The sequence below is a fragment of the Pseudomonas monteilii genome (assembly GCA_001534745.1).
GTDB lineage: Bacteria > Pseudomonadota > Gammaproteobacteria > Pseudomonadales > Pseudomonadaceae > Aquipseudomonas > Aquipseudomonas alabamensis.
In genome coordinates this window covers 1,465,723-1,486,473 of sequence record CP013997.1, presented here as the reverse complement: position 1 = coordinate 1,486,473, position 20,751 = coordinate 1,465,723, and the positions used below count along the sequence as shown (strand labels likewise).

The 20,751-nt window shown below is 64.9% G+C and carries 17 protein-coding genes and 1 tRNA gene; 8 read left to right on the top strand and 10 right to left on the bottom strand.

The annotated features are described in order from the left end of the window. Positions 1–59 precede the first annotated feature (59 nt). The gene (locus tag APT63_06615) at positions 60–4,394 is read right to left on the bottom strand and encodes a hypothetical protein (GenBank protein AMA45329.1); all 4,335 of its coding nucleotides are present in this window, start codon (positions 4,392–4,394) and stop codon (positions 60–62) included. Between the two features lie 222 nt (positions 4,395–4,616). On the opposite strand from APT63_06615, the gene APT63_06610 reads away from it, so the two are divergent. The 3 genes from APT63_06610 to APT63_06600 are packed head-to-tail and all read left to right on the top strand — an operon-like array spanning position 4,617 to position 9,787. Continuing rightward, positions 4,617–6,908, top strand: coding sequence for an ATPase (locus APT63_06610; GenBank protein AMA45328.1), 2,292 nt, complete (start codon positions 4,617–4,619; stop codon positions 6,906–6,908). A 15-nt stretch (positions 6,909–6,923) separates the two neighbouring features. After that, positions 6,924–7,385, top strand: coding sequence for a two-component system response regulator (locus APT63_06605; GenBank protein AMA45327.1), 462 nt, complete (start codon positions 6,924–6,926; stop codon positions 7,383–7,385). A gap of 38 nt (positions 7,386–7,423) precedes the next feature. Continuing rightward, on the top strand, positions 7,424–9,787 hold the full coding sequence (locus APT63_06600) for a hybrid sensor histidine kinase/response regulator (GenBank protein ID AMA45326.1): 2,364 nt from the start codon (positions 7,424–7,426) through the stop codon (positions 9,785–9,787). Positions 9,788–9,936: 149 nt separating this feature from the next. Here APT63_06600 and APT63_06595 read toward each other — a convergent pair. Next, a tRNA-Gln gene (locus tag APT63_06595) sits at positions 9,937–10,011 on the bottom strand. Positions 10,012–10,329: 318 nt separating this feature from the next. On the opposite strand from APT63_06595, the gene APT63_06590 reads away from it, so the two are divergent. Further along, positions 10,330–10,572, top strand: a complete 243-nt coding sequence (locus APT63_06590; protein ID AMA45325.1) for a hypothetical protein — start codon at positions 10,330–10,332, stop codon at positions 10,570–10,572. Positions 10,573–10,578: 6 nt separating this feature from the next. On the opposite strand, the gene APT63_06585 is transcribed toward APT63_06590, so the two are convergent. Beyond that, the gene (locus tag APT63_06585; protein ID AMA45324.1) at positions 10,579–11,004 is read right to left on the bottom strand and encodes a calpastatin; all 426 of its coding nucleotides are present in this window, start codon (positions 11,002–11,004) and stop codon (positions 10,579–10,581) included. 155 nt (positions 11,005–11,159) lie between these two features. Here APT63_06585 and APT63_06580 point away from each other — a divergent pair, with 155 nt between their 5' ends. Together APT63_06580 and APT63_06575 are read left to right on the top strand one after the other, a co-directional pair. Beyond that, entirely contained in the window at positions 11,160–12,428 is a 1,269-nt protein-coding gene (locus APT63_06580) for a protein kinase (GenBank protein ID AMA45323.1), read from the top strand. 58 nt (positions 12,429–12,486) lie between these two features. After that, positions 12,487–13,353, top strand: a complete 867-nt coding sequence (locus APT63_06575; protein ID AMA45322.1) for a LysR family transcriptional regulator — start codon at positions 12,487–12,489, stop codon at positions 13,351–13,353. Here the strand turns inward: APT63_06575 and APT63_06570 are convergent. The 5 genes from APT63_06570 to APT63_06550 all read right to left on the bottom strand — a co-directional run bounded on the left by APT63_06570 (position 13,327) and on the right by APT63_06550 (position 17,571). Beyond that, positions 13,327–14,484: a hypothetical protein gene (locus APT63_06570; GenBank protein AMA45321.1), complete on the bottom strand. Its 1,158-nt coding sequence runs from the start codon at positions 14,482–14,484 to the stop codon at positions 13,327–13,329. The two genes, APT63_06575 and APT63_06570, sit on opposite strands and share 27 nt — an antisense overlap. Before the next feature lie 485 nt (positions 14,485–14,969). Further along, the gene (locus APT63_06565) at positions 14,970–16,283 is read right to left on the bottom strand and encodes a histidine kinase (protein AMA45320.1); all 1,314 of its coding nucleotides are present in this window, start codon (positions 16,281–16,283) and stop codon (positions 14,970–14,972) included. Next, the gene (locus tag APT63_06560) at positions 16,280–16,948 is read right to left on the bottom strand and encodes a two-component system response regulator (GenBank protein ID AMA45319.1); all 669 of its coding nucleotides are present in this window, start codon (positions 16,946–16,948) and stop codon (positions 16,280–16,282) included. Before APT63_06560 ends, APT63_06565 begins: the two co-directional genes overlap by 4 nt. Further along, entirely contained in the window at positions 16,949–17,263 is a 315-nt protein-coding gene (locus APT63_06555) for a peptidase (GenBank protein ID AMA45318.1), read from the bottom strand. Continuing rightward, on the bottom strand, positions 17,263–17,571 hold the full coding sequence (locus tag APT63_06550; protein ID AMA45317.1) for a peptidase: 309 nt from the start codon (positions 17,569–17,571) through the stop codon (positions 17,263–17,265). The genes APT63_06555 and APT63_06550 overlap by 1 nt, the downstream gene beginning before the upstream one ends. Positions 17,572–17,721: 150 nt before the next feature. Between APT63_06550 and APT63_06545 the strand changes: the two genes are divergently transcribed. Together APT63_06545 and APT63_06540 are read left to right on the top strand one after the other, a co-directional pair. Then, the gene (locus tag APT63_06545) at positions 17,722–18,801 is read left to right on the top strand and encodes a hypothetical protein (GenBank protein ID AMA47804.1); all 1,080 of its coding nucleotides are present in this window, start codon (positions 17,722–17,724) and stop codon (positions 18,799–18,801) included. A 28-nt stretch (positions 18,802–18,829) separates the two neighbouring features. Further along, the gene (locus APT63_06540; GenBank protein ID AMA45316.1) at positions 18,830–19,210 is read left to right on the top strand and encodes a 6-carboxy-5,6,7,8-tetrahydropterin synthase; all 381 of its coding nucleotides are present in this window, start codon (positions 18,830–18,832) and stop codon (positions 19,208–19,210) included. A gap of 11 nt (positions 19,211–19,221) precedes the next feature. Here APT63_06540 and APT63_06535 read toward each other — a convergent pair whose 3' ends face one another. Then, complete coding sequence (locus APT63_06535) at positions 19,222–20,025, bottom strand: hypothetical protein (GenBank protein AMA45315.1); 804 nt, start codon at positions 20,023–20,025, stop codon at positions 19,222–19,224. 53 nt (positions 20,026–20,078) lie between these two features. Further along, a complete protein-coding gene (locus tag APT63_06530; protein AMA45314.1) occupies positions 20,079–20,546 on the bottom strand; it encodes a Fe-S protein in 468 nt (155 codons plus the stop codon). Positions 20,547–20,751 lie beyond the last annotated feature (205 nt).

Here is a 20,751-nt window from a genome sequence, read left to right as displayed (position 1 = left end):
AGCCTCACCCACGCCGGCCGGATGCTGCTGCCGCATCGTGTCGGTCGCGGTGGCATGAATCAATGCAGTGAAAGCGCGAATTCATCCAGCGTCAGCCTCAGCAGAAGCCTGCGTTCGGCCTGCTCACGCTCGCGTGCCAGTTGTTCCACACGCTCGAGGTACGTCTGCTCGGCCACCTCCGCACCCCAGCCGTCCAAGGCTTCGAGCCGGGCGTGAAAAGGTGCGTTCATCTCTTCGAACAGGTGACCGAAGCGTCGACGCAGATGATCGATCCAGAAGTCCCGCTGAGCCAGCGAGCTGGCCAGTCTTTCGTCGGTTTCCGTGGTCAATACCTGCACACGTGCCGTGCTCAGATCGAGCAGACTGACGCGACTGTGCGAGCCGAAGTACATGTAGCCTGGCTGCTCGGGCAAGCCCAGCGCGTCGGCCAGGTTGACGCGATAGGCCATGATGACCTCGATGTCGTCCACGGGTCGAGGCGGCTGCTCGAGACGCAGCCGTTCGATGTGCGCATTGGCAAGGCGGTCCACCTCTTCCAGACGATGCAATGAACGACCGAGTCGCATCAGGGCACGGGTGGCCAGCGCATCCGTACGACCCTCGGTGGCTTCGGCCACCAGCGTACAGACCTCCAGCTGACTGAGTACGAGCAACACGCGATCGGCGCAGGTACGAGGGCCGGCGGCCTGTTGGAACAAGGCTTCTCTGACCTGGGTGTCGCGCTCGCAGGCGCTCAGGATGCGCCACACGCGCTGGGTCAATCGTCTTGGCGCACGCAAGAACTCGTTGGATTGCGACAGGTCAGCGAAAAAGCGCAACAAATCTTCACTGCCAGGTTCGGCCTGCACGCTGTCCCAGATGACTCGATGCGACTCTCGCTCATCGTCGCGCAAGTGGCTCAGCCAATGATCACGGGTGCGGTTATCGGCCACAGCATGGGCCTCAGCGATGTGCCGAGCCTCGGACGCTGTCGTCCCCGACTGCGCTGCGCGGTCGACCTGCGCCACGCTGGCGCTGTCCAGTGGATTGTCGTGCAGGAACAACCGTCGCAAGAAAGAATGCGACCTTGAAGGACGCAAGCGCTGGATGGTGTTGTCCCGCAGGTCGATCCCTTCCACGAAGGGCCGCTGCTCCGGCCATAGCGGCACCTCGGTGAGCAAGGTATCGCGCAGCGACACATGGCGCAGATTGCGCAGTGCAACGAGGTTGGGCGCCACACGCAGCGGATTGCCAGACAGATCCAGACGCTCGAGACGGGTCAGCGCCGCCAGTCGCTGGTCGCTTTGCGCATCCCAGACGATGCGGTTGTAACCCAGGCGCAGCTCCACCACCTGCGTCAGTGATTCCAGCCCGGCCGGCAGGCGGGTGAGCTGATTGTGCCGCAGGTCCAGCAGGCGCAGGTTCGTGAAGCGGCGCAGGAACGCCTCAGGCACGTCGAGCAACGTCATGTTGCGCAGCACCAGCTCCTGCACGTGCCCGAAGTCGATGCTGTCCGGCAACATGGGCAGACGACCGACCCGCTCGCCTTGAAGTACCAGGCGCGCGCCATCATAGCCACCCTGCTTGCGCCGCCAGCAACGGCGGATGCGCGTGGCGACCTCATGCCGCCGAAGCGCCTGCAGGGCAGTCCCTGGCTCGGATTGCCAAGCCTCGAGGGCCGACCGCAAGGTCGCCAGTTGCTGATGCAAGTCGTGCAGGTAGTTCCAAGGGTCGATGCCACGTGCGCGCAGATCGCGCAGATACCCTTCGATCTCCGACGTGGAAAAGGTGGGGTAAAGCTGGCGCAGGCCGCGCTCGAGCGCCTGCTGGCTGCTCTCCCCGCGTCCGCTCAGTGGATAGCCTACCCGTCCGTCCCCCCACCGTACCGGCGGCCTGAAACCTTGACGCTTGGTTATCAAGCCCAACGCTTCGGCCGCCTGTTCACGTGATCGACTTGTTTCCTTGACCAGGCGTTCGCCCAACGCCTGCGCGCTCAGGTCGGCCTGACCCAACAGCAGCTTCTGCAATGACGAAAGCCTCAACAGCAATGCTTCCATCAGCGTGCCATCGCGCCGGCTTGCGCCCATGAGTTGCCCTGCCGCGTCCACGCAGTAGTAATGGCCCTGTCGACTGACGATCACCTGGGGTCGGGCGTCGGACTGGGCGGTCGACTGGGCGATCAACGCGCCTTGGGGGGTGTCCTGACGAATCTCGATGCGAACGTCTTCGGGCCAGGGCGCCATCACGTCGATCAGGCCAAGCGCCAGGATTTCCGTGTCGCGTCCAGTGGCCTGGGCCAGGATCAGTCCCGCGCAGGCCCGGTCCAGTCGCGTGTCGTGCAGGGCCCAACGCGCCTGCTGCGCCAGGGCCAGCGGTACGCGCTGTTCGTCGAGCAGGCGCTGCACGTCTGCCTGGCTGATCTGCTCGACCAGTTCATTGGCGCAACGCGGGGTCAGCCCCGGAAAATCACGTTTGAGCACCTGTGCGGCAGCGGACAGGACAGGTGCGTTCGCGGCCACCTGCGCCTCGAACGCTGCCCCTGACAGCGTTGGAACACGCACGTGCAGGTCGTAACGTTGCAACGCGTCTCGCAACCGTGCAGGCGCCGGCGCGTTCTCCAGGTGCAGGCGTCGCACCTGGTCCTCGTTCATCGCCGTCACTTGAAGTGCGAAGCAAGCCGCTTCGTCACTGGCCGCGGCAGTCTCGCTGTCGAGCCTGCGTACCAGTTCGCCCCTGTCAGCCCAGTCCTGAGGCTGCTCCAGCGCATGCCGCCAACCGCCGGCCGCGTTGATGTCGACAGGAGGCGAATAGGCCTGTTTTCGTGTGGGGTGAACGACCTTCCAGTGTGTCTGTTCATGGGCGCGCTCCAGCCGCAGGGTGCCGGTATGCCCTTGCACATGGCGGACATTGACGTCCTGCCCACCGGGTTCGACCGTCGCCGAGGCGTAGCCTGGCAGGCTGGGATCGATCAAGCGCAGCCCATCGGCGCCTTTGACGATGGGTGTGAGCGCGTCCACGAACAGCACCCGCTCGCTGAGCTGGAGCACCGCCGGTGGCGCCGCCATTCCCACGGCGTTGCCCACGATGTTTTCGGCGACGTTGAACAGATGCTCCAGGGCAGCGTCCCGGTCGCCCAACTGCCAATCCTCGTAGCCTTCGTACACCTCACCGGCCAATTGCACGGCGGTGATGCCCAGCATCGCCGCGCCCAGTCCAGGCACGAACAGTCCCGCCAACCCCAACAGGTCGAGCCCGGCGTTGGCATAGGCTTCCAGCCGGGCCGCACGCGCCTTGCGGTCTTCTTCGCCGGTAGGCACGGCCAGCCGCCTGGCGTCGTCCAGGATCGCGTCGACCTGACGCCGACGCAAATGGGCGAAGACATTCCCCTCGATCGCCTCGTGCCGCCCATCCACTTCCACAGGCGCGCTGGGAATGGCCTCGCGCAGCCTGCGCGCCAGCGCCTGTCTGAACGCCGGGCGATCCGGCTTGGCCAGCAGCTGCTCGAAGAAGGCCGGGTAGCCTGAGGTGGTCAGGCGGCCAGCCAGGGCGATCGACAGTCCGCGCCAGGAGGCATGCAGGGAAATGGCGGCGATGGGGTCGCCCGGAATCCAGGCGATGATGGCCTCGAGCGTAGCGGCTGGCGACGCGTCAGACCAGACTTCCAGCGCCAAGGCGCCCTCGACGCGCTTGCCCAGCACGCGCAGCGAATGGGCGCTCAATACGCACGTATCGGGCGGAACCACCGGGACCGGCGCAGTCAGCACCAGCAGGCGACGGTAGTTGGCGTGGTCCAGGCCACCCCGCACACGGGCCAGGCACGCATCCGCCGTCAGCGCAGTACGGAATGCCTGCTCCAGGGTGCGCGCAACCTCCACACCGGCCTCGCCCTCCGGCGCCAGCACCGTCCTGATATGGCGTTGGTACTGCGCACCGATGTCCAAGGTCCGGCACAGTTCGGCGAACCGTTCAGGTGCCAGACCGAGGGGCTGGCAGTTGCCATCGACGAGGGTGGTCTCGGACGAGAAGGCGCTGGCGGCCGTCTCGTTGGCGTCGAAGTTGTGCAAGGCGGCCGCCAGCAGGCTCTGCTTGCTGGCATGGCGCCTGAACGTCGCCGCCATGCCCAGGCTGGCGCTGGCTTCCGGCAGGTAGGTCACCAGATCGAGTTGACTGGTGCGCACATCCACGTGACGCCCGAGCTGGTGCGCCAATGCTGGCGAGAGCACCGCCTCGGCAAAGTCCGGCAGCGCACGAACGCTGCCGAGCAGATGACTGGCCTGGGCATGGGCACGCTGCTGGGCCAGCAGATGACCACGCAGGGCGCTACGCAGATCGGCCGGTGCATCACGCACCCAGGTCGGCAGTTGGCGGGCGATCAAGGTGTCGATGCAGGTATCGGGGGCGAGGTGTTCGGACATGTCTCGGTCTCTCGTGTACAGGAGCACGGGAGCGTGCGCGTCTGCATGCGCGTACCGGTGGTAGCTATGTCTGCGCGCCGATGTGACAACCTACCCCTGCCGGTCGTCAGTCACACGCAACCCTTTGAACACCTGCATGAAACCGACGAGGGCTTTTGCTTTCATATGAGCCTTGGGCCGGTAATCGCGGTCTTTTTCTGATACCGTAGATAGCCCTATGCTATGTGCCTACACGTCCGCGCCACGCGTGACGGACCGGGAGCGTTACCTTTGACCACCGCCGATCCTTCTCTCCAGCACGCCATCGAACGCTGCGCCCAGGAACCGATCCGCGTGCCGGGCAGCATCCAGCCGCAGGGGTTCCTGCTCGTGCTGGACGAACGTGACTTCAGCATCCTCCAGGCCAGCGAAAACGCCGAGCGCTGGCTGGGACGACCTGCAGGAGAGCTGATCGGCCTGGATGCACGCACATTCCTGGATGTCGAGTTCGACCTGGCGTCGCAGGTCCAGCAGGTGCCCGAGCAGGACCAGTTCCCTTTCCACATCAGCAACGTGCGGCTGTGCGCCGAAAGAGCTTCGGGCGAACTGCTGCAATTGCTGGTGCATCGACACGATCAGGTGTTGCTGGCCGAGTTCGAACCTTGCAAGAGCATGGTCTCGCAGACCAGCCACTATCCCTTGGTGCGAGCCTTCGTCAACAGCCTGAATCAACTGGGCGACATTCACGACCTGCTGACGCGCAGTGTCCAGGAGATCAAGCGCCTGACCGGTTTCGGCCGGGTCAAGGCCTACCGCTTCGACAGCGAAGGCAACGGCCTGGTCCTGGCCGAGGAAGCCGAGCCAGGCTACCCGCGCTACCTGGGGTTGTGCTTTCCCGGCTCCGACATCCCGCGCCAGGCTCGCGACCTGTACCGGACCAACCGGATTCGCCTGATCGGCGATGCCAACTACCAACCGGCGCGCCTGGTGCCCGAGCTCAATCCGCGCACCGGTAAACCGCTGGACCTCAGCTTCGCTTCGCTGCGCAGCGTCTCGCCCGTCCACCTGCAATACATGCGCAACATGGGCACGCTGGCGTCGATGTCGTTGTCGATCGTGGTCGATGGGCAGCTCTGGGGGCTGATTTCCTGCCACCACGACGAGCCCAGGACCGTCGATTTCCAGACCCGGACCGCATGCGAACTGCTGGCCAGCGTGCTGTCGCTGCAGATCGAATCCCGCGAGTCGCACACCAACACACGCAAGCTGCTCGACCTGCGCCAGCACATCGTCAAGATGCTGTCGTCCATGGCCGACCATGACAGCGTCGCGCTGGGCTTGCTGGAACTGCCCGAGGTGCTGTTGGCCTTCGCGGATGCCAGCGGCGCCGCCATCATCAGCGCCGATCGTTGCGACACCGTCGGGCGTACCCCGCCTGCTGCCCAGATCACCGCCCTGGTCCATTGGCTGTCGCGACGTGGCGACGAAAACGTCTTCCACACCGACAACGTCCGGCGCGATATCGAGGAGCTGCCCGAACTGGCCGACCATGCCGCCGGTGTGCTGGCCCTGGCCATCTCGCAGATCCATTCCCACTACCTGGTATGGTTCCGACCAGAAAAGGCGCGCACGGTCGAATGGGCAGGTCGCCCGGACAAACAGATCGGGCCACAAGGCAGCCTCGACCCGCGCAACAGTTTCGAGCGCTGGCACGAAGAAGTCCGTGATTTCAGCAAGCCCTGGGACCCGCTGATTCTCGAAAGCAGCCTGGAGCTGCGCAACGCGGTGCTGGGCATCGTCCTGCGCAAGGCCGAGGAACTGGCTCAGCTGGCCAGCGAACTGAAACGCTCGAACAAGGAGCTCGAAGCCTTCTCCTACAGCGTCTCGCACGACCTTCGCGCACCGCTGCGACACATCGCCGGCTATACCGAACTGCTGAGCGAAATGGAGGCGCAGACGATGACCGAGCGCGGCCAGCGCTTCCTGCAGCATATCGAAGAGGCGGCGCGCTTCGCCGGCACCCTGGTCGACAACCTGCTCAACTTTTCCCAGATGGGGCGCTCGGCGCTGCGGCTGTCCGATGTCGACCCCAATGCGCTGATCGAAAACATCCGCGCCGAACTGGCACCGGATGTCGAAGGACGCGAGATCGTCTGGGAGATCGCTTCGCTGCCCAAGGTCATCGCCGACCCGGCGTTCCTGAAGATGGCGCTACAGAACCTGATTGCCAACGCGGTCAAGTACACGCGCGACCGCAACCCGGCCCGCATCTGGATCGACTACCGACAGAGCGCGACGCACACCGAGATCTTCATCCGCGACAACGGCGTGGGCTTCGACATGACCTATGCTAACAAGCTGTTCGGGGTCTTCCAGCGCCTCCACCGCATGGAAGACTTCGAGGGAACGGGTATCGGCCTGGCCAGCGTGCGCCGCATCATCGAACGCCATGACGGCGAAGTCTGGGCTGAAGGCCAGATAGACAAAGGGGCGACATTCCATTTTTCCCTGCCCCGACAACCGCTGCACGCTTGAGGACACTGCATCATCATGCTCAAACCGATCCTGTTGGTCGAAGACAACCCCAGAGACCTGGAGTTGACCTTGCTGGCGCTGGAGCGCAGTCAGTTGGCCAATGAAGTCATCGTCATCCGCGATGGCGCCGACGCCCTGGACTACCTGTTCCAACGCAACGCGTTCAAGGACCGCGACGCCGGCAACCCTGCCGTGATGCTGCTGGACCTGAAACTGCCCAAGGTCGACGGCCTGGAAGTGCTGAAGATCGTTCGCGAGACGCCGGAGCTGCGTAGCATCCCGACCGTGATGCTGACCTCTTCGCGCGAGGAACCCGATCTCGAGCGCGCCTACGAGCTGGGCGTCAACGCCTACGTGGTCAAGCCCGTGGACTTCAAGGAGTTCGTGGCGGCCATCTCCGACCTGGGCATCTTCTGGGCAGTGCTCAACGAGCCACCACCCGGTTCGCTCCGCCTGCCGCGTCGAGGCGCCAACTGAACCCGGTCATCACCCAGTCGGGGCCGCTGAAGCTGTTGATGGTCGAAGACAGCTCGATGGATGCCGAACTGACGCTGATGCGCCTGGAGCGCAACGGCCTGCACATCGAGGCGCGACAGGCGTTCGACCATGTCGGCGCCGAGCATGCGCTGCGTGAAGAGCTCTTCGACCTGATCCTGTGCGACTGTGTGCTGCCCAGCTCGTCCGGCACCGAGGTGCTGGCCATCGCCCAGCGCCTGGCGCCCGACGTGCCGTTCATCTTCCTGTCCGGTATCTACGGCGAAGAACACGCCGTGGAGATGATCCGCCTCGGCGCCACCGACTACGTGCTGAAGAAGAACCTGTCGCTGCTGCCCAAGGCCGTCAGGCGCGCGATGACCGAGGTGCAGGAGCGCCAGCGTCGCCGGCATGCCGAGCAGGCATTGGCGGATGTCGAAGCGCGCGCACGGATCGCCATCGATGCAGCGGGCATGGGCACCTGGGATTTTCGTCCCGACAGCGATCAGCTGATCTGGGATGACCGTTGCCGCGCCCTGTTCGGCTTGTCACTAGACGCGCCGGTGAGCATGGACGTGTTCTTCGCCGGCCTGTTTCCGGACGATCTCCCCCATGTCCGCCAGGCCGTCGAGCATGCGCTGCAGCCGAGCGGCAGCGGCCGCTACCGCGTGGAGTTCCGGGTCATGGGCCATGGCGGGCACGAGCCGCGCTGGCTGTTGAGTACCGGGCAATCACGCTTCGTCGATGGCCAATGCGTACGCTTCTCGGGCGTGCTGCAGGACGTGCACCAGCAGCACCTGGCCACCCAAGCCCTCAAGCAGCTCAACGAGATGCTGGGCGAGCGCGTCGAGCGGCGGACCCGCGAACGTGACCGTGCCTGGGACCTGTCCCAGGATCTCTCGGCGGTGCTCAAGCAGGACCTCACGCCCGTGGCACTCAACCCCGCCTGGGAGACGGTGCTCGGCTTTACCCGTGCGCACTTGTCCGAAACGTCCTTGCTGACGGTCCTCCCGGAAACCGCACGGGACATGTTCATTGCCGAGCTGGCCGCGCTCAGCCAGGGCAATGGCAGCGCGCGCTTCGTCGGCCCCGTGCAGCATGCCAGCGGCCAGCAGCGTTGGCTGTCATGGGTGGTGGTGCAAGACGATGACCTGCTGTATGTCGTTGCCCGAGACATCACCAGCGAACGCGAAGCCACCTTGGAGCTGGGCGAGGCCAACCGTCGACTGCGCGAGCAGATCGCCGAACGCGAACGCATCGAGGCGACCTTGCAGCAGATGCAGCGCCTGGAGGCTGTAGGCCAGCTCACGGCAGGCGTCGCCCACGACTTCAACAACCTGCTGACGGTGATCCTGACCGGCGCCAGCTTCCTGGAGCGCGACCTGGCCAAGCCCGACCTGGTCAAGGCCACCTCCCGCCTGCAGCACATCCGGGAAGCAGGCGAACGCGGCGCCAAGCTGACCGCCCAGCTGCTGGCCTTCTCCCGACGCCAGCGGCTCGAACCGATACCGGTGAACCTGAACGACACCTTCGGCGGGCTGGAAGAGCTGTTGCGCCGCACCCTCGGTGGCAGTATATCGGTACGCCTCGATCTGGATCCGCTGTTGTGGCAGGCGCTGACCGACCCGACCCAGACCGAGATGATCATCCTCAACCTGGCGATCAACGCCCGTGATGCGATGCCGGACGGGGGGCAGCTGACCCTCAGCACCCGCAACACGCACATCGAAGCGCTGCCGCAGCGCCCCGAGGAACCTGAGCCAGGCGAATACGTCAGCCTGTCGATCCGTGACACGGGCTTCGGCATGAGCGAAGAGATCGTCGGCAAGGTCTTCGAGCCGTTCTTCACAACCAAGGACATCGGCAAAGGCTCGGGCCTGGGCCTGGCCCAGGTGTTCGGCTTCGCCAAGCAATCGGGCGGCGGTGTGCGCATCGTCACCGCGCCGGACCAGGGCACCGAAGTGACGGTCTACCTGCCGGCGGTCAAGCAGCCGCTGGCCATCCATGTGAGCGGCCCAGCGGCGGCCATGGCCTCGAGCACCATCGGCAGCGATCGTACGGTCTTGCTGGTGGACGATGACGACCGAGTGCGCGAGCTGATCGGCGAAATGCTTCACCAGTACGGCTATCGGGTACGCCAGGCCACGGGCGGAGAACACGCACTGACCCTGCTGGACGACGAGATCGATGTCCTGCTCACCGATTTCGCCATGCCCGAATTCAATGGGGCTCAGCTGGCGCAGGCGGCACGTGAGCGCTATGCCCACCTGCCCGTGCTTTTCCTGACCGGGTACGCCGACCTCGAGGGGTTGCAACTGCCTGGGAGCCTGGTGGTGCAAAAGCCCGTGCAACCCAACACCCTGACCAAGGCGCTTGGCGAACTGCTCGGAACGCACGGCAACTGAACCTGCGCCATCTCGGCGGCGCAGGTCATGACGCCAGGCAGGCGTGCCGCTGCGGCAGCCGCCCGTGGCAAAACGCTGAATGACGCGCACGAAAATACGCCTCGATACGCCTTCACGTACGAAACGGAAAATTCTAGCTGGAATAAAAATGGCAGGGGCGGCTGGATTCGAACCAACGCATGGCAGGATCAAAACCTGCTGCCTTACCGCTTGGCGACGCCCCTGTATCCACCGACAACCGAGGTGTAACTGGCTGTGCGGGAATGAGCGGCAATGTACCAAGGAAATAGGACGTTGAAAACCCCCCAGGCGAAAAAAATCTCTTAAAACAGCGGCTTAGTTGGCCGCCAGTGCGTATGCGCACCTGACTGGAAGGCAAAACCTCACATCTCCAGGCTCTTGTTCACACCCTGCGCCCTCGGCACACCTGCCGCGCCACAGGAGCGGCCGCCGTTCGTCGCCTCAGGTTGCAAGTGCGCTCAACTCGTTCCAGGCAACCCGCTCAAACGGATAATCCAGCCATCTTCACAAGGAACACTCCCATGCCAGTTTCACACGATCTGTACCAAGACTTGCACTACCCTCGCGAGATCGTGCAGCAACGCCGTCAGACAGACAAGGAACTGGATCGCCTGCTCGACGATTACACCGATATCGACAACCAGGTGCTGGCCGCGGAGGCGATTTCGGCTGGCAACTACGAAGACGATGACCTGCGTCGGCTGAAGGAACGTCGCCTGAGCGTCAAGTACCTGATCGAGCGTCAGCTGGAACGCAAGGCCTGAGCCTGTTCAACGACCCAGCCGACCCAGCGTCGCGGCATCTGGCGCACCGTCGAAAAACTGCATCAGAGCCAGTTGCCACAGTGTTTCGCTCGGGTCGGCCTTGTTGAACAAGGTCAGGCAAGAGCGCAGTTTCAGGTCGTCGGGCGTACCGAGCATCTGCCTGGCGCTTTTGTCGGTATGCTGCATCAACGCCATGACGCAGCGTTTGAGGCGCGGACCGAGCACCTCATGCGCCAGATAGGCACGTGCTTCATCGACACCGGAAATCGCGTAGCGCGCAGCCATCTCGCTGCGACCCAAACCTTGCAGCTGAGGGAAAACGAACCACATCCAGTGGCTGCGTTTATGGCCTGCCTGCAATTCTTCGAAGGCGCGTGCGTACACAGGCTGCTGGGCCTCGATGAAACGACTCAGGTGATAAGGATCGGACATGGGTCGACTCCTCGTGGCTTTGGAGGTCCAGCCTACGCCAGTTGCGGTACGCACGCGACCCCTGGCGTCATGCCACGTTTGCCCTGCCCGCCCCTTTGGGAACGAATGCCGCTATCATCGCCTGCTTCTTCGCAACGAATGGCATGTGATTGGCGATGCACACCCTCGACGACCTGAAGGCTGGGCGCCTGCAAGGCCTGACCCGTCTGGACCTGAACCAGGACCTGGATGAATTCCCACCCGAGATCTTCAGCCTGGCCGACAGCCTGGAGATCCTGAACCTCTCGGGTAACCGGCTTAGCCGCCTGCCGCACGACCTGTATCGCCTGCGCCACCTGAAAGTGCTGTTCTGCTCGGACAACCGGTTCACCGACATGCCCGTGGCCATCGGTCAGTGCCAGCGGCTCGAGACCGTCGGCTTTCGCAACAACCAGATCGAGCGCATCGAGGGCTGCGCCTTGCCACCGGCCCTGCGCGCCCTGATCCTGACCGAAAACCGCCTCGAAACGTTGCCCGACACGCTAGGCGACTGCGTGCACTTGCAAAAGCTCATGCTGTCGGGCAACCGGCTTGCGCACCTGCCGGAGGCCTTGTCACGCTGCCACCGCCTGGAGCTGCTGCGCCTGGCCAGCAACCGCCTGACCGCCCTGCCCCATTGGGTGCTGGACTTGCCCAGGCTGGCCTGGCTGGCGTTCTCGGGCAACCCTTGCGAGGCCGAACCGCAGACAGACCTTCGCGCCTGCCGATCGATCCGCTGGGACCGCGTGACCTTGCAGGACGTCCTGGGTCAGGGCGCCTCGGGGATCATCCATCGCGCCCGCCTCGACGATGAACCGACCGACGTTGCCGTGAAGCTGTTCAAGGGCGCACTGACCAGCGACGGGGCGCCCCTGGCCGAAGTGCGCGCTTGCCTGGCCGCCGGGCAGCATCCGGGCCTGACCGGTCTGCTCGGTCGTATCGACGATCACCCGACAGGCCTGCCCGCACTGGTCATGCGGCTGATCGACCCCACCTGGTTCAACCTGGCAGGACCGCCCAGCCTGGACAGTTGCACCCGCGATCGCTACCCCGATCGCCTGCCCTGGCGCCTGCCGGCCCTGCGTCGCCTGTTGCGCACCGTTGCCCTGGCAGGCGCGCACCTGCATGCCTGTGGTCTTACCCACGGCGACCTCTACGCGCACAACGTGCTGTGCAATGACGAAGGCGAGGGCCTGCTGGGTGACTTCGGCGCTGCCGCCTTCTCGCCCCGTGCGCTGGCCAGCGGGCTGGAACGCATCGAGGTCCGTGCCTTCGGCCTGCTGCTCGACGAATTGCTCGAGCGCGCCGAGGATGAAGCGTGCGACCTGCGCCAGCTGGCCCAGGACTGTCAGCAGCCAGCCGTCAGCTCGCGCCCCACCTTCGAACAGGTGGCCGCACGCCTGTGACACAACAGGCAGGCCGCTGCGTGACCTTCAGTCGTTTTTCCTACAGCCGAGTTTCAGCATGGACATCGATCAAGCCCGGACCTTCCTCGAAATCGCACGGTGCGGCAGCCTGGTGGCCACTGCCGATCGCCTGTGCGTGTCGCAGACCGCCATCAGCGCACGGGTCCAGCGCCTGGAACAGCAACTGGACTGCCAGCTGTTCGTGCGCGGCCGTGGCGGCGCGCGCCTGACGCCCAACGGCGAAGCCTTCCTGAGTTATGCCAACCAACTGGTCCAGACCTGGGAGGCCGCCCGCCGGGACCTGCCACGCACCCAGGACCGCCAACCGGTCCTGCGCATCGGCGGCGAGGTCAGCCTGGGCACACCACTGATGCTCGAATGGGTGTGCGCGGTACGTCGGGCACTGCCTGGGCATGCGGTCCGCAGTGAGCTCAGCGAGGGCGAATCGTTGCTGCGCAAGGTCGAGATGGGGCTGCTCGATGCGGTGCTCGTGTACCAGCCCAGCTATGCACCGGGCTTGCAGGTGGAGCAACTGATGGAAGAAAAGCTGGTGCGCATCCAACGCAAGGGGTGCACCGAGCCCTATGTCTACGTGGACTGGGGTGAGGCGTTTCGGCGTCAGCACGATGCGGCGCTGCCCGATTGTGCACGGGCGAGCGTGGGTTTCAACCTGGGCCCGCTGGCCTTGCAGTTCATCCTCGACCAGGGCGGCAGCGGCTACTTTCGCACGCGTGTCGTACAGGCCTACCTGGACAGCGGGGTGTTCGAGCGCGTTGCGCAGGCACCGGAGTTCACTTACCCGACCTTTCTCATCCATGCCCGTGAACGGGACAGCGAGGCCTTGCAACGCGCCCTGGACATTCTGCGGCGCCAAGTGGCCGAGGACGCCAGCGACTGGTCACAGCGCTGGGATCCGCTCGTCTGAAGCACGCGCCGATGCGCTGAGCAGACGCCGCTCGAGCCCGGCGATCAGGTCGGTCTGGGTCACCACACCGACCAGCGTGTCGCCGTCGAGCACCGGCAGGCAGTGCAGGCCCTGCTCGCACAGCAGTGGCAACAGGCGCGACAACGGATGATCCACGCTGACGCTGACGACCCGGCGGCTCATGATGTGCTCCAGACGCACCGAGCGGCGACCCAGCAGGCCTCGCCAGGTGAAACGACCCTGAGCCATGGCCGGCCCGACCAGATCGGTGAGGCTGACGATCCCCACCAGACGGCCTTGATCGAGCACCGGCAACGTGTGCAGCCGATGGCTCGACAACAAACGCCAGGCTTGCGCGAGCTTGGTTTTGGGTGTCGCGACCTGAATGTCGCGGGACATCACCGAGGCGGCCGTCAGACCGCTGAGGCTGCGTTGCAACGCATGCTGCTCGGTGGCCAGGATGATTCGCTCCAGCTCATCGCGGGTGACGTCGACGAACGCATCGAGCTCGTCCAGGGCCTGGTCCAGGTCCTGTGCGTTGACCCCGACGCGCTCGGTCGGCAGCGGATCGTGGGTGTGGTGCAGGTCTTTACGTGGCGCCACGGCCGCAGGGTAGCGCACGCCGGTGAGGCGGTTGTAGACGACGGCCACTACCACCAGGATCACGACGTTGAGCAGGACCGGCTCGAGCACATGATCCCCCAGCCTCACCAGTCCGGGATCGGCCAGCACCAGGCTGGCCGCCACGCCGCCGCCCGGCGGATGCAGACAGCGCAATACGCACATCACCAAGATCGACACACCCAGTGCGGCAGCCGCGACCCACAGCGCATCGCCCCACAGATGCCGCATCGCCAGACCGACGATGCCGGCCAGCGCATAACTGCCGATGACGGGCCAGGGTTGGGCCAAGGGGCCGGAGTGAACCGCAAAGACCAGGACCGCCGAAGCCGCCAAGGGGCCAAGCAGGTGCAAGGCAATGGAGGGCCCGAAAGCCAGGCTGCATAACCAACCGGCCACGAACAGCCCCAGCATGGCGCCGAGGCCAGCGCGCAGCCATTCACGTGGCGAAGTATTCAAGGGGCGCGGCAGCCGCCGCTGCCACCCGGTGCGGGAAGTACTGGAAGACATTGAAGAGGACGTACCTGACGAGCTACCTGTTTGATCAAAACGTGCCGAATGCTGCACCCGGCACGGCGGATCATTGTGAACAGGGCGTCAGGCACTGACCACCTCAAAAAACTGCGCTTGATGTGCAATTTTCTTGCAGCGAAGCCGTGCGTTCGTCCCGAGCCCTGCAGTGACGGACCGTACGCTATCGCGGGCAAGCCCGCTCCCACAAGCTGCTTGCGCAGCCATGCCTAGACCGACGGCTACAGAGGTCTGGGTGGGAGCTGGCTTGCCAGCGATAGGGCCTTGTCAGGCGCCGCCTGCGTCGCAGGTAAGCCCACACATCGGCCCATGCGGTCGGGCATGTACGGAGTAGAAAAGACAGCTGCTCCCACATTTTTTTGTTGCGTCGCTGATCTGCCAGCCCGGCGCAATCTCCTGTGGAAGCTGGCTTGCCAGCGATAGCGTCTGTGCAGCGACACGTCATGTCCTCTGCCCGAGCGCGCCTAGCGCCTGGGCAAGTGTACGTCCACCCGCAAGCCACCTTGTGGACTTTCCTGCAAGGTCAGCTGCCCGCCCCAGGCCTCGACGATGTCCCGCACGATGCCCAGCCCCAGCCCGTGACCATCGACCTGCTCGTCCAGGCGCGACCCACGCTCCAGGACACTCTGGCGTGCGCCTTCGGGAATGCCGGGGCCATCGTCGTCGACCCACACCCGGTAGCCTTCGGCCGTCTGTGCAATGGCGAGCCGCACCTCGCTGTCCGCCCACTTGCAGGCGTTGTCCAGCAGGTTGCCCAGCAGCTCGAGCAGATCCTCGCGGTCCCAGGGCAGCAGCAGACCCGGCGGGACCTCGCTGCGCAGGGCCAGCCCCTCGCCATGGATCATGCCCAACGTCGCCAGCAGCCCTGGCAACTCCGCGTCACAATCGAACTGCGCGCCCGGCAAGGCATCGCCGGCCAGGCGTGCGCGGTTGAGTTCACGGGCCAGGCGCTGCTGGATCTGCTCGAGCTGCGCCTGCAGTTGCGCGCGCACTTCGGGCTGATCCTTGAGCCGCTCACTGCTCGCCAGGCTGAGCAGCACCGCCAGTGGCGTCTTCAAGGCATGGCCCAGGTTGCCCAAGGCATTGCGCGACCGTCGCAGGCTGTCTTCGGTATGGGCCAGCAAATGGTTGATCTGCGCGACCAGGGGCTCCAGCTCGCTGGGCACCTGCTCGTCCAACTGCGAACGTCGCCCTTGCTGCAGTTGCGCGATCTGCCGACGGGCCCGCTCCAACGGCCGCAGCGAGCGGGTCACGGTCACGCGCTGCAGCACCAGAATCAGCAGCAGCGCCACCAACCCCAGGCCCAGGCCGATCTGCTCGAGACGCCTGAAGCCATCGCGTACCGGCGAATAATCCTGCGCCACGCTGATCGAGATGTCCTGCCCCAGGCGCCGGTAGTCCGCGCGCAGCACCAGCAATTGCTGACCTTCCGGCGCCAGCTGATGGCCGCTTTCCAGACCCGGCCGAGACGGCTTGGGCATTTCCAGGTCCCAGAGCGAACGCGAACGCCAACTGCCGTGCTCGAAGTCGATCCGAAAGTAATAGCCCGACAGGGGGCGCTGGTAGGCCGCCGACACACGACGCTCATCCAGTTGCGGGCCATTGGGGCCACGCACCAGGGCCACCAGCAGGTTCTCGCTCTCCTTGCGCAGCCCCGACTCCAGATAGCGCTGCAGGCCGACTTCGAACAGCCACAGCCCCAGCTGCGCGAATCCCAACCCCACCACCACCAGCACCGCGACCAGCCCGAGGCTCAGGCGCCCCTGGATCGACTTCATCCGCCATACCCGGCATAACGGTAGCCTTGGCCACGGTGGGTCTCGATCACGCTGCGGCCCAGCTTGCGGCGCAGATGATTGACGTGCACCTCGAGCACGTTCGAGTCGCGCTCGGTCTCACCGTCGTAGAGGTGCTCGGCCAGGTGACCCTTGGACAGAATCTGCTGCGGATGCAGCATGAAATACCGCAACAGCCGGAACTCGGCAGCGGTCAGCTGGACATCGAGCCCGTCACGGGTCACGCACTGGCGCGCCTCGTCCAGGTGCAGCCCGGCTGCCTCCAGGCGTGGCTGGTTGGCCAACCCACGCGCACGACGCACCAGGGCCTGAATGCGCAGCTGCAGCTCCTCGGGATGAAAAGGCTTGCTCAGGTAGTCGTCGGCACCGGCCTTGAGCCCCTCGATGCGCTCGGCCCAGGACCCTCGCGCGGTGAGGATCAGCACGGGCGCCAGCAGGCCGCCGGCTCGCCATTGGGCCAGCACCTCGAGCCCAGGCAGGCCCGGCAGCCCCAGGTCCAGGATGATCAGGTCATAGGGTTCGCTCTGGCCCTGGTAGACCGCATCACGGCCATCGGCCAGCCAGTCGACCGCGTAGCCCTGGCGTTGCAGGCTCGCGGTCAGTTCATCGGCAAGCGGGACATTGTCCTCCACCAGCAACAAGCGCATTCAGTCGTCTTCCTCGTCTTTGAGCAACGCGCCGGTACTGGCATCGAGCTTGATCTCGCGGACCACACCCTCGGGGGTGAGCATCTCCACCTCGTACTCGTAGCGCCCGTGTTCTTTTTCCAGCTCGGCTTCGAGCAGACGTGATCCCGGATGGCGCGCCAGAGCTGCCTCCAGCAGCTTCTCCAGCGGCAGGATGACGCCCTCGCGCCGCAGTTCGAGGGCTTCATCCTGGTCCAGGTCGCGGGCCACCGCCAGCGAGCAGCAAGCCGACAGCGCCAGCACCAGGCAGCGCGCCGTCAGCGACAGATCGTTCATCAGCTGTCCCGTTCGTCCTTGAGGATCTCACCGGTACGGGCATCCAGGTCGACGTCCCACTCCACGCCCTGGGCGTCGCGCAGTTCGACCTTGTAGATGTAGCGGCCGTATTCGTTTTCCAGCTCCGAATCGGTGGCCGTCGAGCCGGCATGCTTGGCGATCGCTGCCGCCTTGAGTTCGTCGAGCGATTTGATGGTCTTGCCATTGACCAGCTTGACCACTTCATCGGGCTGGACGTCCTTGGCCAGGGCCACGTTGGCCCCCAGGGCGAGCGTGGCGGCGGTCAGCAGGGCAGTCAATGTTTTCATGGGTCTCTCCTTCGAGGTCTTCGTGCTGGGTACGGGCTCAAGCGTAGGGCTTGCGGCTTAACTCAACCTGAAGCGACCGGCGGCATGATAGCGCAGCCATCGACGCCCGGCTTCCCTATAATGGCCGACCCGTTTCACGCGAGCCCTGCCATGAGCGCCATCCATGTCCCCTACCCTGCCCTGACGTTCAAAGCCGGCCAGCGGGCCCTTGCGCACATTCGCGAGCAGGGCCTGCGGGCGATCGACGTCGGAATCGTACCGGGCGCTGCCGGCGGGCCCAAACCGCTCGGTATCCAGGGACTGGACCTGGCGCTGTTCGGCCACTGGCTGCCGTCGGCCCCACGGCCACGCGCCCTGATCGGTGCCTCGATCGGCGCCTGGCGCTTCGCCAGTGCCTGCCTTGCCGATCCGATCGAAGGGCTGCGTCGGCTGGCCACGCTGTACACCGAGCTGGATTTCGCCAAGGGCGCCACCCTCGCCGACGTCAGCCGACGCTGTGAAGGCATGCTCGAGGCGCTGTTGCAGGAAGGCGACGCACACATTCTGGACAATGCCCACTACCGCCTGAACGTGCTGGTGGTCAAAAGCCGGGGCCTGCTGGCCGATGACCACCGCGGCCGGCTCGGCCTGGGCCTGTCCTCGGTGCTGGCGGACAACGTGCTGGGTCGCCCGCGCCTGGCGCGGCATTTCGAGCGCCTGGTGCTGCACGACAGCCGAACCGCGCCACCGCTGGACAGCCTGGATGATTTTCCTTCTCGCTGCGTGCCATTGAGTGCGGCCAACCTGCGCCAGGCGCTGCTGGCCTCGGGGTCGATCCCGATGGTCATGCAGGGCGTGCGCGACCTGCCAGGGGCCGGCAGCGGGACCTACCGCGACGGCGGGCTGCTCGACTACCACCTGGACCTGCCGTACCAAGGCGACGATCTGGTGCTGTATCCCCACTTCACCGACAAGATCATCCCTGGCTGGTTCGACAAGGGGCTACCATGGCGCAGGGGCGATGCCTGGCGACTGCGCAATGTCCTGCTGATGACGCCTTCGCCGCAGTACCTGGCCCGCCTGCCCTTCGGCAAATTGCCGGACCGAGGCGATTTCAAGCGCTTTCTGGGTGATGCGGCGAGCCGCAAGCGCTACTGGTACACCGCCATCGACGAAAGCCGACGACTGGGTGACGAGCTGCTGGAGCTCATCGCCACCGGGCGGCTCAAGGACCGGCTGCGCCCCTTGTAGCCGTCATGCTGGTAGACTGCACGCCCGTATGGGTTCTACAGAGTCTACGAGTTTGGAAATCTTCAAGGAATTCACGTTCGAATCAGCCCACCGCCTGCCCAACGTGCCGGCGGGGCACAAATGCGGTCGTCTGCATGGTCATTCGTTCAAGGTCGCCCTGCACCTGACCGGCCCGGTCGACCCCCACACCGGCTGGATCCGCGACTTCTCCGAGATCAAGGCGGTGTTCAAGCCGATCTACGAGCAGCTGGACCACAACTACCTCAATGACATCCCTGGCCTGGAGAATCCGACCAGCGAAGTCATCGCGCACTGGATCTGGAATCAGGTCAAGCCGCTGCTGCCGGAGCTGTCCAAGGTCCGGATCCACGAAACCTGCACCAGCGGCTGCGAATACACGGGCGACTGAGGCGCCCTGCCTCACGCGTCGGCGGCGTTCGCTCGAGGATGGGGGTGGGGAGGCACGCCCTTGTGGACGACCTGGATCGCCAGGCGTCCTCGGTGCCCTGTGCGGTCATTGAGATACGCACGACCCTGTTCGATCAGGCGCCGGACGATCCGGCCCGTCGGACCATACAGCTCCAGCCCCGTGCGAATGTCACCCTCCTTTAGTGTATCGGGCTCTAGCCCTCCGAGCGTCCATAGCGGCGTGACCTTGCCCTTGCGGTAGCGAAACAGCAGGCCACGGCTGTCCGCGGGCGGGTCGGTGGGCAGGCACACGTAGATGCCGGGCAAGGGGTCCGGCATCACCATCTCCACGGTAGGCGGCGTGCTCAGGGGCGAACGGCCTGCTGGCGTATCGGTGGGGTACATGCCCAGGTAGCCATTTCGACTCACGTCCAGCACGTACTCGAGTTCGGGCCAGCGGCCGACGTTGATGCCTGCGTAGGCCGGCCGTATCTCGTAGGCATACAGATCGCCGATGCGGTAGACGCCGAACCAGAAGTACTCGCAATAGATGCGCTGCCGCGGCCCGGTCAGCGGCAGCGTGTCGCGCAGGAAGGACTGGATCTCTTCGGGGCTGTAGTCGCGCCCAGACATCAGCCAGCCGTCGTCGCCGTTCCAGTCGTTGAACTCGACCCAGAGCGGCTTGACCCGCTCTCCACGCGACGTGAGCAGTTCGCGATCACTGAGGGGCTCCTCGCCGCACTGCCAGTAGCACTTGGCATTGAACGACAGCAGGGGTTGGAAGATGTATTCGCTCATGGGCAGGGTCTCGTTCATTGAAGAACGGTGACTCTAGGGGCGCCCTGCGCGTGGATGCAGGGGGAAACACCCTAAGGCGAATCGTTGCGCAGGAACAGAGGCGCGATGTAGCGCTCGTAGTGCGCTTCGGACAGCAGGAAGAACTCGCGGTCGATGGCATCGCGCAACTGGGGCAGTTCCCAGTCGCGGAACTCCGGCAGCAACGCCATGCCGTAGGCCTCCAGATCGCGGATCATCCGTGCGCCACGGGCGATCAGCTGGTAAGCCCAGCAATACTCGGACTGGTGCGCGACGAAACGGATCGAGCGCTGTTCGAGCTGCTGACGCAGGCGCTCGCGATCGAACACCTCGAGCTTGGCCATCATCACCTGCACCAGCAGCGCCTCCAGGCGCAGCCAGACGGCCCGTTTGGCGTCGTCGTCGTAGCCGTTCCAGTGAATGACTTCATGGTGGAAGCGCTTGCAGCCACGGCACACGAGGTCCCCGTAGACAGTGGAGCACAGGCCCACGCAGGGGGTCTTGATGGATTGATTGGACATCGGAAGACAACGGCTTGAGAACGGGACACCGGCCCATGTTAGCCCTTTGTCTAACGGGGGTCACGGGGTAAAGTCGAACACCGTGCCTTACCTTGTGGCGCTTTTTGCCGTAGAATCCATTCGCCTTTTCCAGGCACCAATGTCCGTTGGAAGCTGTTTTCAAAGCGTCACGAGCACAGTCATCCGGCAGAACGGCGTTGGCCCG

What these genes read in the sequence shown, in the direction of transcription:
- APT63_06540 (AMA45316.1), top strand. Translation starts at nt 18,830, where the DNA reads ATGGGTTCTACAGAGTCTACGAGTTTGGAAATCTTCAAGGAATTCACG.
- APT63_06570 (AMA45321.1), bottom strand. Translation starts at nt 14,484, where the DNA reads ATGTCTTCCAGTACTTCCCGCACCGGGTGGCAGCGGCGGCTGCCGCGC.
- APT63_06585 (AMA45324.1), bottom strand. Translation starts at nt 11,004, where the DNA reads ATGTCCGATCCTTATCACCTGAGTCGTTTCATCGAGGCCCAGCAGCCT.
- APT63_06600 (AMA45326.1), top strand. Translation starts at nt 7,424, where the DNA reads ATGGTCGAAGACAGCTCGATGGATGCCGAACTGACGCTGATGCGCCTG.
- APT63_06550 (AMA45317.1), bottom strand. Translation starts at nt 17,571, where the DNA reads ATGAAAACATTGACTGCCCTGCTGACCGCCGCCACGCTCGCCCTGGGG.
- APT63_06605 (AMA45327.1), top strand. Translation starts at nt 6,924, where the DNA reads ATGCTCAAACCGATCCTGTTGGTCGAAGACAACCCCAGAGACCTGGAG.
- APT63_06560 (AMA45319.1), bottom strand. Translation starts at nt 16,948, where the DNA reads ATGCGCTTGTTGCTGGTGGAGGACAATGTCCCGCTTGCCGATGAACTG.
- APT63_06575 (AMA45322.1), top strand. Translation starts at nt 12,487, where the DNA reads ATGGACATCGATCAAGCCCGGACCTTCCTCGAAATCGCACGGTGCGGC.
- APT63_06530 (AMA45314.1), bottom strand. Translation starts at nt 20,546, where the DNA reads ATGTCCAATCAATCCATCAAGACCCCCTGCGTGGGCCTGTGCTCCACT.
- APT63_06610 (AMA45328.1), top strand. Translation starts at nt 4,617, where the DNA reads ATGTGCCTACACGTCCGCGCCACGCGTGACGGACCGGGAGCGTTACCT.
- APT63_06545 (AMA47804.1), top strand. Translation starts at nt 17,722, where the DNA reads ATGAGCGCCATCCATGTCCCCTACCCTGCCCTGACGTTCAAAGCCGGC.
- APT63_06615 (AMA45329.1), bottom strand. Translation starts at nt 4,394, where the DNA reads ATGTCCGAACACCTCGCCCCCGATACCTGCATCGACACCTTGATCGCC.
- APT63_06565 (AMA45320.1), bottom strand. Translation starts at nt 16,283, where the DNA reads ATGAAGTCGATCCAGGGGCGCCTGAGCCTCGGGCTGGTCGCGGTGCTG.
- APT63_06555 (AMA45318.1), bottom strand. Translation starts at nt 17,263, where the DNA reads ATGAACGATCTGTCGCTGACGGCGCGCTGCCTGGTGCTGGCGCTGTCG.
- APT63_06535 (AMA45315.1), bottom strand. Translation starts at nt 20,025, where the DNA reads ATGAACGAGACCCTGCCCATGAGCGAATACATCTTCCAACCCCTGCTG.
- APT63_06580 (AMA45323.1), top strand. Translation starts at nt 11,160, where the DNA reads ATGCACACCCTCGACGACCTGAAGGCTGGGCGCCTGCAAGGCCTGACC.
- APT63_06590 (AMA45325.1), top strand. Translation starts at nt 10,330, where the DNA reads ATGCCAGTTTCACACGATCTGTACCAAGACTTGCACTACCCTCGCGAG.